The organism is Enterococcus durans NBRC 100479 = LMG 10746 (assembly GCF_001544215.1).
GTDB lineage: Bacteria > Bacillota > Bacilli > Lactobacillales > Enterococcaceae > Enterococcus_B > Enterococcus_B durans.
The window spans coordinates 1-15231 of record NZ_BCQB01000056.1 but is presented as its reverse complement, the minus strand read 5'-3'; the positions used below and the strand labels follow the sequence as shown (position 1 = coordinate 15231).

The following is a 15231-nucleotide window of genomic DNA, read 5'->3' as shown; positions in this document are numbered from 1 at the left end:
GAAAGTTCATCTGCTTTTTTGTTTTTCTATAAAACTGCTTCAATCGCATCGACCATTTTTGTGGGAGAAGTTTGTGGGGAGAAACGTTCAACGACCTCGCCATTTTTATCTACTAAAAATTTAGCGAAATTCCATTTGATTGCATTTGTTAGTGTGCCAGACGCGTTTTCTTTTAGATAAGCAAAAAGTGGATCGGTATGCGACCCATTGACTTCAGTCAGTTGGTGCATCGGGAAGGTAACTCCGTATGTGGTGCGACAAGCTTCAGCGGCGTCACTTGCATCGTCAACTTCTTGTTTGAATTGATTCGATGGAAATCCCAAAATGATCAAACCTTTAGATTGATATTGTTCGTAAAGTTCTTCTAATTGTTTGAATTGTGGTGCTAATCCGCATTTCGTAGCTGTATTGACAATGATCATCGGGTGACCTTTGTATTTATCTAATGAATAGCTTGTGCCATTTTCTAGTGTGGCGGTAAAGTCATAAATGTTCATCAGTAATTCCTCCTAAGGTATTTCCAAAGTATTATGATTTCTTGCTTCATGAAATGATTAAAAAAAGCCAGACAATCTCGAAAATATTGAAAAGTATCTTCAGATCGTCCGGCTTTTTCAGAGCAAAATAGTCTTACATAATCTCTTAGAATACATAAATTGATTGTGCTCAAATCATACGCTTATTTTGATTAAATAGCTAGTCCGTTTATTCAATCAAGTGTTTGAATAGCTCGAATATAGTGAATTATCCAGACACATTTTTGTCTAAAACAGGGTGTTTAAGCTTCTACTTCAGACCATTCGTCACGTTTTGCTAAGAATTCGCGTGCTAATGCTTGCGCGCCTTCTAATGTGTGACTAGCAGCCCAGCCACATTGTGTTTCATTACTTGCTGGGACTTCCGTTGCTTCTAGTACGTCGTTCATCGTTTTTTCTAAGATATCTAAAATATCATCATAACTTTCATGGTTTAAAACAGTTAGATAAAACCCTGTTTGGCATCCCATTGGAGACCAGTCAACAATATAGTCCGCATGGTTACGAATCAATTCTGCTGTTAAATGTTCTAAAGAATGTAGACTTGGCATGTCCATGTGTTCTTTGTTTGGTTGTTTGAAACGGACATCATATTTAATGATAACATCCCCATGTTCTCCCGTTTTACGGTCAGCAACTCGGATATAAGGTGCTTTTACTTTTGTGTGGTCAAGATTAAAACTTTCAACGTTCATTCTCATGTGTGATTACCCCTAACTATTGTTCATACTAGCTGTTTATGGAAGAAAATAGTGAACATTCCATAATCAAGCTGCTATTCATATAGATTCTAACACTTATTTCTTTTAAGGTGTAGTAATCTGAAATGATTTTTATCTTTTTATTAAGGGTTCGAACGCTTGGGTCAAATCATCTAAAAGATCTTCCCCATATTCGATACCTACTGACAATCGGATCAAGCCGTCTTTGATTCCTGCTGCTTCCCGTTTTTCTTTGGGAACAGACGCATGGGTCATAACGGAAGGAATTTCGACGAGACTTTCAACGCCTCCCAAGCTTTCACCTAGGATAAATAATTGTAATGCTTCTACGAAGGGAATTGCTTCTTCATCTTGTTTTAATGTAAAGGAAACCATCCCACTAAATCCACTCATTTGTGCTTGTGCAAGTGTGTGATTTGGATGAGTAGCTAAACCAGGATAATAGACTTTTTCTACTTTAGGGTGGTTTGCTAAAAATTCAGCTACACGAAAGGCATTTTTTTGATGTTCTTCCATACGTACGCCTAATGTTTTGATTCCCCGTTGCAGTAGCCAACTATCTTGTGGGCCTAACACACCACCTATTGCATTTTGGTAAAAAGCGATGGAGTCAGCTAATTCTTCATTATTGGTAGTGACAAGACCAGCAACGACATCACTATGCCCACCTAAATATTTTGTACCGCTGTGTAAAACAATATCTGCACCTAAATCAAGAGGTTTCTGGAAATAAGGTGTGGCAAAGGTATTATCAACGATTGTAAGTAAATGATGTTTTCTGGCAATCTCAGCACTTTTTTCAAGGTCAGTGATTTTTAACAATGGATTACTTGGTGACTCTAGGTATAAAGCTTTAGTATTTGGTTGGATAGCATTTTCGATTTGAGTTAAATCACTGGTATCGATGATCGTATACTCTAAGCCATTTTTGGTGAGGACTTTGTCAAACAAGCGGAATGTTCCACCATAGACATCATCCCCTAATAAGAGATGATCACCAGCTTGGAAAAGGGAAAATACGGCATGGATACCGGCTAAGCCGGAAGCAAAAGCAAAGCCTTTTACTCCGCCTTCTAAATCAGCAATCAGTTCTTCTAAAGCAAACCGAGTTGGATTACCTGAACGAGAATACTCATAGTGTTTGGGTTTGCCCACACCGTTTTGACGGTAAGTCGAGGTTTGATAGATGGGAACACTGACTGCTCCAGTAGTTGGATCTTCGCTAATTCCACCGTGAATCATTTTTGTTTGAATGTGCATGGTTATTTCCTCCTAAAGTGTATGATTCTTTTATTTGATAATAAGTTAATCTAAAAAAGCATGTTTTTATTCATAGATTCCCTTAGATAGATAACGATCAGCTGTGTCTGGAAAAATCGTTACAACCGTACTTTTCTCTGGTAAACGTTGGACCTCATGTAAAGCAGCAGCAAAAGCAGCACCACTGGAACTGCCAACTAACAAGCCATTTTTTTCAGCTAACTGTCTGGTATAGTCGAACCCCTCTTTGTCAGAAATCGTTTCAAAGCGAGTAATCGGAAGTGTTGCAAGAAAAGGTGGAGTGAACTCTACCCCGATCCCTTCAATTGCATGAGCGTGTGGTTTCCCACCGTTTAAAATGGAGCCCTCAGGTTCAACGCCAATTAATTGAATGGCAGGAATCTGTTCCTTCAAATAGCTGGCTGTTCCTGCAAAAGTTCCGCCACTTCCGATACCAGCAACAAAACTAGTGAGTTGATCTCCTAATTCCTGAAGAATTTCTGGACCTAGCGTATGGTAATATGCAGCAGGGTTATCAGGATTTTCAAATTGTAAAGGAAGATAACTGTCAGGTATCGCTTGTGCTAACTCCTTGCTTTTTTCAATTGCACCCAGAATGCCTAACTCGCTCGGTGTATGAATGATGGTAGCGCCTAGTGCTTTCATCAATTGCTGTTTCTCAAGACTGAATTTTTCTGGAACGACAAAAATCGTTTTTAACTGGTAGCTCAATGCGGCAATTGCGAGACCAATACCGGTGTTGCCGGCAGTGGGTTCGATAATGGTCGTATTTTTTGTGATTTTCCCTTTTTTTACGCCAGTTGTAATTAGATACTTTCCTAAGCGATCTTTGATACTTCCTCCAGGATTTAAATTTTCTAATTTGGCATAGATCACTGAATCTTTAGGCATGGGATAATCTTTTTCAGTGAATTTAAAAATGGGCGTTGAACCAATCGCATCTGTAACCGTTGTAATAATCATGAGATCCTCCTAAAAAAATATAAAATAAAAAAGGAGCTGACTATTAAATCAGCTCCTTGAAAAATCATCAGATGAGTGTCCATTAAAGGATAAATTTAAATAGAGATACTCAACTATATGAAGGGCTATCAATAGACATGACGAATAATATGCTGCTTTTAAGCACCATACAACAGCAACGATTCAATTCTTTATGATTGCTGATAGTCATGTTCGTTCCCTCCAAAAAAGAATTGAGTTAAAAATAGCATGAAAAAAATCGAAAGTCAAAGACTAAACCTTAAAAAGAGATAATTTCCTAGTTTTATGGCCAGTTGTCTGATACAATAAAGTTGATTATGATTAAGATAAGAAGGAGCAAAAATAATGATCTCAGCAAGTGATTTAAGAGCCGGAATGACATTTGTTCAAGACGGCAAACTAATTAAAGTTTTAGACGCAAGCCACCACAAACCTGGTAAAGGAAATACAGTCATGCGTATGAAATTAAAAGACGTTCGTTCAGGAGCAACTTACGATACGACTTTTAGACCAGAAGAAAAATTTGAAAAAGCACACATCGACACGAAGGCTGTCCAATATTTATACACAATGGACGATACAGCATTCTTCATGGATCTTGAAACATATGAACAATATGAAATTCCAGTTGAAACTGTAGAAGAAGAAATGAAATATATCCTAGAAAATATGGAAGTTAAAATTCAATTCTTCGGTAGTGAAGTGATTGGTGTTCAATTGCCAACAACTGTTGTGTTGCGTGTCGTTGAAACACAACCTTCAATCAAAGGTGCTACTGTTACTGGTTCAGGTAAACCAGCTACAATGGAAACAGGTCTAGTTGTCAACGTTCCTGATTTCGTCGAAGTAGATGAACTACTTGAAATCAATACAGCAGAAGGCACATATTTGAAACGTGCGTCAAAATAATTTTTAACTAAAATCAGGGCTTTTGATGGTATCCAAGGATGGAACTCATCAAAAGTCCTTATTTTTTTGTGATTCCGTAAGGGGATAGCTCTAGAATCGTTGGGTGGAGGATCATTCTAAAATTTTTTTGTCGCTAAAATCGACAATATATTTTGATGAGCGAAATCTCTCGGTAGAGTGGAGAAACAATACTAAAGAAAAATCCGCTCGATCCATAAACTCCTTTTCTCATTAGCTCAATTAAGAGGGCCTTTTTCAAATAGATCTTTTGTGGAGTGGTTATTCGATACATCTAGTGGTATTCTTATTGACTAAATAGGGAGGATCAATCGCGGACCAAAAGAAAATATTCCACGAATAGGAAAAATAGTCTTTATGGAATCACTGTTTTATTTATTTGAGTAATAATTTAAAATGGAAGCGTTTATGATTGCAATTTTAATGTTTAAGATTTAATATAGTATTGAAAACTAGATGTAAAAGTTTTTATAAACAGTATATAATGGAATTACAGAATAGAGAACTGGTTTGATTGGAGGAAATACGGAATGGAAATAGGATTTAGTCGGAAGTATCATATCGTGAATGAAGTATTGAATGCTGTCACACATGGGATTGCGGCACTAATGAGTATCGTTTGTTTTGATCTTTTGATGGAACGAGCACACACGACACTCGATTATGTCGCATTTATCATCTATGGGAGTTCCCTTTTTCTACTCTTTTTTTCATCGACACTTTTTCATAGTTTGATTTTTACAAAGGCTAAAAAAGTATTCCAAGTCTTTGATCACTGTTCGATCTACTTATTGATTGCTGGCACCTACACGCCATTTTGCCTGTTGATCGTCCAAGGTCTCTCGGGTGTCTTACTGCTTAGTGTCATCTGGGCAACGGCAGTGGTCGGGATCATTTATAAATGTTTGACATTGACTAAGGCAAGCCAGGTGTCTAAACTATCCACGATTATTTATAATGTCATGGGATGGGGGATCGTGATCGTTCTCCCTAAATTATATCAATCGATCAATTTGACTGGATTGTTACTTTTAGTGGCTGGTGGTTTGGCTTATTCGGTTGGTTCCATTTTTTATAGTATGAAGAGTAAAAAATTCACACATGTCATTTGGCATCTATTCGTTATGTTGGGCGCATCGTTGATGTTTTTAGCGTTATATTTTGGCTAAAAATCTCTTGGATACTCAGTGAAATGACATAAACGGTTAAAAGAAAATGAAGAATAGAATGAAAGAATGTGGGACAAATCTAACAATCAGGTTTGCTACAGACTCTCGAGTAAACGGCGGGAGCAGAAGCAACTCCTTCGGAAATAAGCCGAAATTCACAAAAATTTGAAAAGCAATTTTCGTTCATTTCTTCTTATTTCTCGGAGTTAAACACTTCTGTCCCAACCTCTCTCAAATAAACGGCGTCCAAAAGTCAGGCTTTTCGGAAATTTAAAAAGAAACGAACAATACAAAAAACGTATTGTTCGTTTCTTTTTTTCAATTTCTCAAATCTAAACGACTTTTGTCTCGAACTCTTTTTTGTGTATAAAAATGTAAAATCAAATGAGCATATACATTGTTTTCTATTGATTTTTTCTATAGCTTTGTAAATATACAAAAAAAACGAATGATTGATGATTTTTCCTGAAAATATTTCAGAATATACTAGACAATTCAGAAAATTTTGTTTAAAATTATTCAAATAAAATTTAAATCTCAATCAAAGTTAATTCCAATTTGATGAGAAAAAAATCATTTTTGAAAAGAGGTAATCTTGCATGTCAGAATTAATGATCGGTGAAATTCCTGTAAGTCAATTAGTGGCAAAATATCAGACCCCCCTTTATGTGTATGATGAGAAAAAATTGGAAGATACAATAAAGGCGTTTAAGCAAGGGTTTCAATCAGATCATTTTAAGACCAAGATATTATATGCGTCAAAAGCATTCCAAACAGTTGAGATGTTAAAACTGATTGAAAAATATGATTTAGGCCTAGATGTAGTCAGCGGCGGTGAAACCTATACGGCATTACGAGCGGAGTTTCCAGTAGAAGAGATTTATTTTCATGGAAATAATAAAACACCAGATGAATTGCGTTTTGCTATAGAGAATGGACTCAATCATTTCATTGCGGACAATGAAATGGAAGTGGAGTTATTAGATGCTTTAAGCCAAGAATACAACAAAAAAATCCATGTCATGATCCGGCTAAATGTTGGGATCGAAGCTCACACCCATGAATACATTGTGACTGCTCATATCGATTCTAAATTCGGTATGCTGTATGAAAGTGAAGCTTGCCAAAAGGCATTGAACATCATTCAAGACAGTGAACAGCTTCTCTTGGAAGGGTTCCATGCACATATCGGTTCTCAAATTTTTGAAATGTCTGCATGGTTAGCTGAAATCGATAAACTGGTTAGTTATTTACAGGATTTTGATGACGTTCTTTCATTGAATCTTGGTGGTGGATTTGGCATACGTTATACAGAAAATGATGCACCATTACCGATCGAAAAATCAGTACAGGAGTTAGTCAGTTATACAGAAGAGGCGTTGAAAAAACAAGGACAAACCATTCAGCAACTGATGATCGAGCCCGGAAGAAGTATTGTGGGTGAGGCAGGGACGACGCTATATACTGTTGGATTTATCAAAGAAACACCGCATAAAAAATACTATTTTGTCGATGGCGGGATGACAGACAATATCCGCCCAGCACTTTATCAAGCTGAATATACCTGTGATCTTGCCACAAAGTTGCAGTCTGAAAAAAGCGAAAAGGTAACAGTTGCCGGAAAAATGTGTGAATCTGGGGATGTAGTGATCCAAGAAACCTATTTACCTGTGGCAGAATCAGGCGATATTCTAGCTGTTTATGCAACAGGCGCTTATGGTTACTCCATGAGTAGCAATTACAATAGAGCACTTACTCCAGCAGTGGTGTTTGTCAAAGACGGTGTATCGAAGATCGTGGTGCGCAGACAATCCTACACAGATTTGTTAAGGAGTGAAGTGTTATGATGATCTACAAATATAATGGTTGCGGCAATGATTTTATTCTGCTTGATTACGATGGTGTCACTGACTATAGCCAATTAGCTATCCAATTGTGTGGCAAAGAAAATTTCGATACAGATGGATTGATTGCCGTGAAAACTGAACCGCTTGAAATGATTTATTACAATAAAGACGGTAGTCGTGCGCCTATGTGTGGGAATGGTATCCGTTGCTTCTCGCGTTATGTTCGCGACCAAGGTATCATTCAAGCATCACAGTTCGATGTACACACATTAGCGGGGATCATCAAAGTCGAAATTTTAAATCAGGATCCTTTTTATTGTGAAGCAATGATTGGCAGCCCAGATTATTCAACGGATAAATTAGCGGTGGAACAGGAAGAACCAATCATTGATCAAGAGTTGACGATTCACCAAAAAGGTATCAAGATCACCAGTTTATTTATGGGGACGATCCATACTGTAGTATTTGTTGAAGATGCACTAGCAGAGTTGACACGTGATGTAGGAGAGCAAATTTGTCATCATCCTTTATTCAAAGAGAAAACGAACGTCAACTTTGTCCAAGTTTTGAATAACGAGGAACTGATTGTACGTACCTACGAACGGGGCGTTGGTTGGACACTTGCGTGTGGCACAGGTTGTTGTGCAGCTTATGTAGTAGCAAAAGATCATGGTTATCTTTCTGAGCCCAAGGCGACAGTCCACTTGGAACTAGGCGATTTAATTATTTCAGGAGAGAAGCAGATCAAGATGAAGGGGCCAGCTGTTCGGGAATGGTCAAGAGAATGGGAGGAAAATTAAGTGATAGAAGGATCAATCGTGGCGCTGATTACGCCAATGGATGAACAGGGTGAAGTTGATTACGATGGGTTGGAAAGACTAATTACATTTCATCTTTCAGAAAAAACGGATGCTTTACTTGTATTAGGCACAACGGGCGAATCCTCGACACTTTCTTCAGAGGAGGAAGAGGAGATTCTACGGTTCACAGTTGAGAAAGTCAATGGCAAAGTTCCTGTGATCGCAGGAGCTGGAACAAATGCAACAAAAAAAACGATTGAACGTGTGAACCGCTTTGCCGAACTAGGGGCGGATCAAGTCTTAGTGATTACTCCTTACTACAACAAAACAAGTGATGATGGCTTACTTGCTCATTTTACTGCGATTGCAGATCGATCTCCAGTTCCAATCATCTTATACAATGTACCTTCCAGAACGGGAATGACGATCCCCATCCAAGTTTTAGAAAGGTTAGCAAAACATCCAAAAATCATTGGGATCAAAGAAGCGTCTGGCGATATTTCATATGTAATGGCTGTCGCCCGACTATTGAACGAAACCTTTGTACTATATAGCGGAAATGACGATATGATCTTACCTGTGTTAAGTGTAGGGGGAAGTGGAGTCATCAGTGTGTGGGCAAATATAAAGCCTAAGCAAGTCCATGATCTGGTCAGTGCCTTTAACAATGGAAATATTGAAAAAGCTCAAGCAATCCAATTAGAAGCGTTGCCATTGATCCATGCGTTATTCAGTGAAACAAATCCGATCCCTGTAAAAGCAGCAATGGAGATACTCGGATTACCAGCAGGTCCTTTACGCTTGCCGCTTGTTTCTTTGGCAGAAGAAAAAAAGGAACAGCTTGCACGATTACTAAAAGTGAAAGGAAGTGAGAAAGAATGAAAATCGGGGTCATCGGGGATGGCAAAATGGGAAAAAGAATCCAAGAAGTCGTTCAAACTTACGGAGATGAAGCCGTAACACTTACTTCTTCATTAATTGAAACAGAAGCGTTCGTATTTACTGAAGAACCGGAAATCATGATTGACTTCTCTCATCCAGACAACCTAGAGAAGCTGCTTACCTATAGCCTGCAAAAAAAGCTTCCGTTAGTGATTGGCACAACCGGGTATAGCTCGGAACAGTTTCAAAAAATCCAGCAAGCAGGGCAAGATATTCCTGTTTTATATAGTTCGAATTTTTCTTTAGGTGTTTTAGTCATGAATCAGCTAGTCCAACAAGCAACAGCGGCGTTAAAGAACTGGCAGATCGAGTTGATCGAAAAACACCATAGTCAAAAAAAAGATGCTCCCTCTGGTACTGCAAAGACACTGATCGAAAGCATCCAAGAAGTGAGAAAGCTTACCCCAGTCTATAGTTGGGAAAAACAGCCAAGAAATGACGATGAAATCGGCGTCCATAGTATCCGCGTGGGCTCATTACCTGGTGAACATGAAGTATTATTTGCTACGACTGATGAAGTATTGAGTATCAAACATGAGGCTTTTTCAAATCGTATTTTTGCCGATGGAGCGGTAAATGCAGCAATTTGGTTGAAGGATCAACCAGCAGGATGGTATCAATTGAAAGATATGTTAGTGTAAGGGAGTGGATCAGAAAATGGATGCTCAGGAGATTATTCGTTTTATTCAAACTGCGGAGAAAAAAACACCCGTGAAGGTATTTTTAAATGTGACAGAACCAATCACTTTTGGTCAAGCGAAGGTATTCGGACAAGGAAACAGTCAAATCGTATTTGGTGATTATGATGAAATTGCTCCAGTCTTAGAAAAAGAGGCAGATAAAATCCTCGAAATCGAGATTGAACAGACTGCCCGAAATAGTGCAGTCCCATTGCTAGATAGTAAAACGATCAATGCCCGTATTGAGCCAGGGGCGATCATTAGAGATCAGGTGACCATTGGTGATCATGCGGTGATCATGATGGGAGCTGTTATAAACATCGGGGCAGAGATTGGCGAAAAGACAATGATCGATATGGGAGCAATACTAGGAGGCCGAGCAATCGTTGGAAAAAACTGTCATATCGGTGCTGGAGCTGTTTTAGCTGGGGTGATCGAACCAGCTTCAGCTCAACCAGTCATTGTGGAAGATGGCGTACTTGTAGGAGCAAACGCAGTGGTCGTCGAAGGTGTTCGAATCGGCAAAAATGCGGTGGTAGCTGCCGGAGCAGTTGTATTAGAAGACGTAGAACCAGATACGGTCGTTGGAGGAACACCTGCTCGTGTATTGAAAATCAAAGACGACAAAACTAGAGAAAATACTGCATTAATCGATGCACTACGTGAGTTATAGAAAGGATGAGAAACATGCGCAAAATAGATACCTGTGTAGTTGGAGCGACTGGTCTAGTCGGCCAAACAATGTTGAAAGTTTTAGAAGAATATGATTTTCCGGTAGGACGTCTCAAGCTGTTAGCTTCGAAACGTTCTGCAGGAAAAGTCTGTGTATTTAAGGGAAAAGAATATACAGTCGAAGAACTGACTAAGACTTCATTTGAAGGGTATGGTTTAGCGCTATTTTCAGCTGGAGCAGGAGTTTCTCAAACTTTTGGTCCCATTGCACGAGAACAAGGGTTGGTCGTAATAGATAATTCTTCAGCTTGGCGAGAAGACCCAGAGATCCCATTGATCGTACCGGAAGTAAACTTAGAAGATCATCGCTTGAACAAGTTGATTGCTAATCCCAATTGTTCAACGATCCAATCTGTTCTACCTTTAAAAGCACTACAACAAACGTTTGGTATTACGCGAGTGAACTATTCGACTTATCAAGCAGTGTCAGGTTCTGGTCAAAAAGGGATCGAAGATTTACATCGGACACAAAAAGGAGAAGAACCTCTTCTTTATCCTTATGACATTAGTCAAACTGCTCTGCCAGAAATTGATGTGGCGTTAGAAAATGGATATACCAAAGAAGAACAGAAAATGATCAATGAAACCCGAAAAATCCTACACCAACCGGATCTTCCAGTTTCAGCTACCTGTGTGCGGGTGCCTATTGAAACAGGACATGGTGTTTCGATTGCGGTTGAACTAGAAAAAGACTTTACACTTGCTGAAGTTCGCCAATGCCTACAGAATTTTTCGGGTATAAAAGTCATTGATGATTTACCCGCTCACCGTTATCCCACAAGCATTTTAGCGAAAGGGACAGATGAGGTCTATGTGGGGAGAATACGTCAGGATATGGCATCAGAAAATGGCCTTCTTCTTTATACCGTAGCCGATAACATCCGAAAAGGTGCAGCTGCGAATGCTGTTCAGATTGCTAAAGCACTGCTAACGGAAATGACGGAGGGGCAGGAATGAAAGTAGCTAAATTTGGTGGTTCGTCGATGTCCAACGAAGAACAATTTAGAAAAGTAAAATCAATCATTCTATCTGATCCAAAAAGAGAAGTAATCGTGGTTTCTGCTTTAGGGAAGCGAACGAATGAAGATGACAAAGTAACTGATCTATTGTATTTGATCCATGCGTATCTCCAACATGATGTGGATTGGACGCCACTTTGGAAACGAATCTGTGATCGTTTTATTCAGGTAAGAGATCTATTAGAGTTGACTTTTCCGATTGAAAAAGAGTTGTCTGCGATCCAGACAAGGTTGCAGAATGAAAAAGTTTCTCAAGATTATCTGGTTAGTCGTGGAGAGTATCTGACAGCACAGCTAATGGCAGAATATCTCCATTACACATTTGTGGATGCAAAAGAAGTGATCTTCTTTGATTATGAAGGAGAAATCGACTACGAAAAAACGACTCAGGCAGTTCGTTCATTTTATGAACAGCAAACGACCCTAGTGGTTCCAGGTTTTTATGGGGCAAATCCATTTGGAAAAGAAAAACTATTGGGACGTGGCGGAAGTGATATCACAGGAGCTGTGTTGGCTAAAGCATTGAATGCTGAAAGCTATGAGAATTGGACAGACGTCTCGGGAATCATGATGGCAGATCCGCGAATCATCGATTCTCCGAAAGTCATTGAAGAAATTTCTTTTAGAGAATTAAGAGAAATGGCGTATATGGGAGCAAACGTCTTACATGAAGCAGCTGTTTTTCCAGTTCAGGAAGCAGATATTCCGATCCAAATCAAAAACACCAATGAACCAGAAGCCAAAGGAACAAGGATATCCAACCATGAAGTAGAGAAAGAAAATGGGCTGACAGGGATTGCAGGACGTAAAGATTTTCTTTCGATTACTCTATTCAAGAGACATATGTCAGATGAAATCGGCTTTATCTGGAAGGCGATGAGTATCTTTGCCAACTATGGTATCTCGATTGAGCATATCCCATCTGGAATCGATAATATCGGTGTTGTTGTGTCTGCTGAAGCAATCGCCGATAAATTGTTTTTGATCACAAAAGAACTAAAAGAAAAATTAGGGGTAGAAGAAATCGAAATCATTGATGAATTGGCTTTGATTTCCGTTGTCGGAGGACCGCATAAAGAGTTGATCGGATTATCAGGGAAAGTATTATCAATCTTGAATCAACTGGGTATCCGCACATCGATTTTATCGCAAGGGGCACAGGAATTGAACCTGATCATTGGAGTAGCCAACGATCAGTATGAAACAGTGGTAAAAGGAATTTATGAAGGGATGGTGACTGCTCATGTTAGCGAAACATCGGATGGCATTACATCAAATTCCTGAAATCGGTTTTCATGAATTCAAAACAAAAAAATATCTGTACGAACAGGTCAAAAATAGCGGAGGTGTGCTCCATGAAATTGGAGAAACAGGATTGCTGCTTTATTTTGACAATCATCAACAAGAAACGATTGCCTTTCGTACAGATATCGACGCATTACCCATCAAAGAAGAAACGGATCTGCCATTTGCTTCGACGCATGAAGGATTCATGCATGCATGTGGGCATGATGGACATATGGCAATGTTATTGGGGTTAACAGAATATGTCTCACAACATGTGGATGAATTATTGTACAACGTTGTATTGATTTTCCAACCTTCAGAAGAAATTTCAGGGGGAGCAGAAAGTGTGATTCAAACTGGGTTACTGGATCATTATCAAGTCAAAGCAATCTTTGGCTTTCATCTATGGCCGGGATTACCAGAAGGAGAAGTGTATTCACGAGCAGGTGCTTTCATGGCTCAAAGCAGTGAAACAGATATTATCATCAAAGGAAAGTCCGCACATATTGCTTCCAGTGAGAAGGGCATCGATAGTATTGAAAATGCCGTACGTTTCATGAAAGAAGTGTATGATTTTGATCAGAGCTTGCCTGCGGATCTCTATCATTTGCTGAAATTCGGACAAATAACCGGTGGAACCATCCGTAATGTGCTTGCAAATGAAGTGGTCATTTCTGGAAGTATCCGTTCTTACAGTCGAAAAACACAACGCTTTTTAAAAGATCAATTAGCTGATTTAGCCGAAAATTTTCAAAAAAAATCAAATGTGGCAATCCATTTCCGTTATAATGATGGATATCCAGCTGTTAACAATGATGCAAAATTGTATGCAGCATTAGCCCATTCAGAAAAATTGCATGAGCTTGAGAAGCCAGTTTTACAGGCAGAAGATTTTGGTGTATATACCGAAAAATACCCTTGTGTGTTTTTCTTTCTAGGGGTAGGAGATACACCAGCACTTCATGATGCTCAGTTTGATTTCAATATGGCAGTTTTAGAAAAAGGTGTGGCTTGGTATCAAACGATTCTTGAAACAAAGGAACTATTGACCAAGTAGCAACAGCGACAAAGAGGAGAGAACCAAATGAATATGACCAACCGCTTTAATCCGCGACTTAAGACCGTGGAAATTTCAAAAATCAGAAATTTCGATCAACAAATTTCTTCGATCCCTGGTATCATCAAACTGACTTTAGGTGAACCGGATTTTTCTACACCCGAACATGTGAAACAAGCCGGTATCACTGCAATTGAAGAAAATTATTCACACTACACTGGAATGAGAGGACTGCCAGAACTTTGTGAAGCAGCTTGTGCATTTCAGAAAAAACGTTACGGTTTGGACTATGATCCCCAAACAGAAGTATTGACGACTGTGGGAGCTACTGAAGCAATCGCAGCTTCCTTGTTAGCCGTCTTAGAAGAAGGCGATAAGGTGTTGATACCAGCACCGGCTTATCCAGGATATAAACCAATGGTCGATCTAGCAGGAGCGGAATTGATCACCTTAGATACGTCAGAAACAGGTTTTATCTGCCAACCGGAACATTTAGAGGCAGCATTTGAAACTTATGGTGAGTCGATCAAAGCAATCATTTTGAATTACCCCAGTAATCCAACAGGAACATTATTATCTGCGGAACAAATGATCAAACTAGCTGAAGTAATCAAACAACATCCCGTATTTGTCATTAGTGATGAAGTGTATTCAGAATTGAATTATGTGAGTGACCATGTTTCTATGGCGACGTATCTACCAGAACAGACTATCGTCATCAATGGGCTATCTAAATCTCATGCGATGACTGGTTGGCGGATTGGTTTCATCTTCGCTCAAAAATATTTGATCGACGAAATCATCAAAGTCCATCAATACCTTGTTACTTCTGCTACAACAAATTCGCAAAAAGCAGCGGTTGAAGCCTTAACAGCAGGAATGAATGACGGGGCAAAAATGAAAGAACGCTACGTAGAGAGAAGAGATTATCTTTTAAAAGAACTGACTCCGTTAGGGTTTCATATTTCACAACCAGATGGTGCATTTTACTTATTTTGCAAGTTGCCAGAAACAATTACGCTTAATTCTTGGGATTTTTGTTTGCAATTGGCAGAAAAAGGGAAAGTGGCTTGTATTCCAGGTTCTGCATTTGGTCCAGAAGGAGAAGGTTTTATCCGGATTTCTTACGCCAGCAGTATGGCTCAACTAGAAGAAGCTTGCCGCCGTATCCGTACTTTTTTAGGTAAATAATCTACCAAGTAAAGAGCGTGGGACAAAAGTAAAAATCAGTTTTGCCACAGACTCTCG

Annotated in this window: 15 protein-coding genes and 1 pseudogene; 11 read left to right on the top strand and 5 right to left on the bottom strand. The window is 39.1% G+C overall.

Annotation, left to right across the window (positions count from 1 at the left end):
* Positions 1-26: 26 nt before the first annotated feature.
* The 4 genes from ED2_RS12235 to ED2_RS12220 form a co-directional block, all read right to left on the bottom strand.
* Complete coding sequence (locus tag ED2_RS12235) at positions 27-497, bottom strand: glutathione peroxidase (RefSeq protein WP_016177868.1); 471 nt, start codon at positions 495-497, stop codon at positions 27-29.
* A gap of 281 nt (positions 498-778) precedes the next feature.
* Entirely contained in the window at positions 779-1237 is a 459-nt protein-coding gene (locus ED2_RS12230) for an S-ribosylhomocysteine lyase (RefSeq protein ID WP_005879048.1), read from the bottom strand.
* 132 nt (positions 1238-1369) lie between these two features.
* A complete protein-coding gene (locus ED2_RS12225; protein ID WP_016177869.1) occupies positions 1370-2518 on the bottom strand; it encodes a cystathionine gamma-synthase in 1149 nt (382 codons plus the stop codon).
* 66 nt (positions 2519-2584) lie between these two features.
* Positions 2585-3502, bottom strand: a complete 918-nt coding sequence (locus ED2_RS12220; RefSeq protein ID WP_016177870.1) for a PLP-dependent cysteine synthase family protein — start codon at positions 3500-3502, stop codon at positions 2585-2587.
* Between the two features lie 366 nt (positions 3503-3868).
* On the opposite strand from ED2_RS12220, the gene efp reads away from it, so the two are divergent.
* Both efp and trhA read left to right on the top strand, forming a co-directional pair.
* Entirely contained in the window at positions 3869-4432 is a 564-nt protein-coding gene (gene efp / locus ED2_RS12215) for an elongation factor P (RefSeq protein WP_005879045.1), read from the top strand.
* 548 nt (positions 4433-4980) lie between these two features.
* Complete coding sequence (gene trhA / locus ED2_RS12210; protein WP_005879044.1) at positions 4981-5619, top strand: PAQR family membrane homeostasis protein TrhA; 639 nt, start codon at positions 4981-4983, stop codon at positions 5617-5619.
* 105 nt (positions 5620-5724) lie between these two features.
* Here trhA and ED2_RS16455 read toward each other — a convergent pair.
* Positions 5725-5844, bottom strand: a pseudogene (locus tag ED2_RS16455) (DUF3788 family protein); the annotation flags it as partial.
* A gap of 374 nt (positions 5845-6218) precedes the next feature.
* Here ED2_RS16455 and lysA point away from each other — a divergent pair.
* Genes lysA through ED2_RS12165 form a run of 9 tightly spaced genes read left to right on the top strand, consistent with a single transcriptional unit; the run spans position 6219 to position 15174 of the window.
* A complete protein-coding gene (gene lysA, locus ED2_RS12205; protein WP_016177871.1) occupies positions 6219-7466 on the top strand; it encodes a diaminopimelate decarboxylase in 1248 nt (415 codons plus the stop codon).
* Positions 7463-8266 (top strand): diaminopimelate epimerase, encoded by an 804-nt coding sequence (gene dapF / locus ED2_RS12200; protein ID WP_016177872.1) that lies wholly within the window; start codon positions 7463-7465, stop codon positions 8264-8266. The genes lysA and dapF overlap by 4 nt, the downstream gene beginning before the upstream one ends.
* Positions 8267-9148, top strand: coding sequence for a 4-hydroxy-tetrahydrodipicolinate synthase (dapA, locus tag ED2_RS12195; RefSeq protein WP_005879041.1), 882 nt, complete (start codon positions 8267-8269; stop codon positions 9146-9148).
* Positions 9145-9849 (top strand): 4-hydroxy-tetrahydrodipicolinate reductase, encoded by a 705-nt coding sequence (dapB, locus tag ED2_RS12190; protein WP_005879040.1) that lies wholly within the window; start codon positions 9145-9147, stop codon positions 9847-9849. Before dapA ends, dapB begins: the two co-directional genes overlap by 4 nt.
* Positions 9850-9865: 16 nt before the next feature.
* A complete protein-coding gene (gene dapD, locus ED2_RS12185) occupies positions 9866-10561 on the top strand; it encodes a 2,3,4,5-tetrahydropyridine-2,6-dicarboxylate N-acetyltransferase (protein ID WP_005879039.1) in 696 nt (231 codons plus the stop codon).
* Positions 10562-10575: 14 nt separating this feature from the next.
* Positions 10576-11577, top strand: coding sequence for an aspartate-semialdehyde dehydrogenase (locus ED2_RS12180; RefSeq protein WP_005879038.1), 1002 nt, complete (start codon positions 10576-10578; stop codon positions 11575-11577).
* Positions 11574-12923 (top strand): aspartate kinase, encoded by a 1350-nt coding sequence (locus tag ED2_RS12175; RefSeq protein ID WP_005879037.1) that lies wholly within the window; start codon positions 11574-11576, stop codon positions 12921-12923. The genes ED2_RS12180 and ED2_RS12175 overlap by 4 nt, the downstream gene beginning before the upstream one ends.
* The gene (locus ED2_RS12170; RefSeq protein ID WP_005879036.1) at positions 12883-13983 is read left to right on the top strand and encodes a M20 family metallopeptidase; all 1101 of its coding nucleotides are present in this window, start codon (positions 12883-12885) and stop codon (positions 13981-13983) included. Before ED2_RS12175 ends, ED2_RS12170 begins: the two co-directional genes overlap by 41 nt.
* Before the next feature lie 27 nt (positions 13984-14010).
* Positions 14011-15174, top strand: coding sequence for a pyridoxal phosphate-dependent aminotransferase (locus ED2_RS12165; protein WP_016177873.1), 1164 nt, complete (start codon positions 14011-14013; stop codon positions 15172-15174).
* Positions 15175-15231 lie beyond the last annotated feature (57 nt).

Coding starts and splice junctions, on each gene's coding strand:
- ED2_RS12225 (WP_016177869.1), bottom strand. CDS start 2,518: ATGCACATTCAAACAAAAATGATTCACGGTGGAATTAGCGAAGATCCA.
- dapD (WP_005879039.1), top strand. CDS start 9,866: ATGGATGCTCAGGAGATTATTCGTTTTATTCAAACTGCGGAGAAAAAA.
- ED2_RS12180 (WP_005879038.1), top strand. CDS start 10,576: ATGCGCAAAATAGATACCTGTGTAGTTGGAGCGACTGGTCTAGTCGGC.
- dapB (WP_005879040.1), top strand. CDS start 9,145: ATGAAAATCGGGGTCATCGGGGATGGCAAAATGGGAAAAAGAATCCAA.
- ED2_RS12175 (WP_005879037.1), top strand. CDS start 11,574: ATGAAAGTAGCTAAATTTGGTGGTTCGTCGATGTCCAACGAAGAACAA.
- efp (WP_005879045.1), top strand. CDS start 3,869: ATGATCTCAGCAAGTGATTTAAGAGCCGGAATGACATTTGTTCAAGAC.
- trhA (WP_005879044.1), top strand. CDS start 4,981: ATGGAAATAGGATTTAGTCGGAAGTATCATATCGTGAATGAAGTATTG.
- lysA (WP_016177871.1), top strand. CDS start 6,219: ATGTCAGAATTAATGATCGGTGAAATTCCTGTAAGTCAATTAGTGGCA.
- ED2_RS12235 (WP_016177868.1), bottom strand. CDS start 497: ATGAACATTTATGACTTTACCGCCACACTAGAAAATGGCACAAGCTAT.
- dapF (WP_016177872.1), top strand. CDS start 7,463: ATGATGATCTACAAATATAATGGTTGCGGCAATGATTTTATTCTGCTT.
- ED2_RS12220 (WP_016177870.1), bottom strand. CDS start 3,502: ATGATTATTACAACGGTTACAGATGCGATTGGTTCAACGCCCATTTTT.
- ED2_RS12230 (WP_005879048.1), bottom strand. CDS start 1,237: ATGAGAATGAACGTTGAAAGTTTTAATCTTGACCACACAAAAGTAAAA.
- ED2_RS12165 (WP_016177873.1), top strand. CDS start 14,011: ATGAATATGACCAACCGCTTTAATCCGCGACTTAAGACCGTGGAAATT.
- ED2_RS12170 (WP_005879036.1), top strand. CDS start 12,883: ATGTTAGCGAAACATCGGATGGCATTACATCAAATTCCTGAAATCGGT.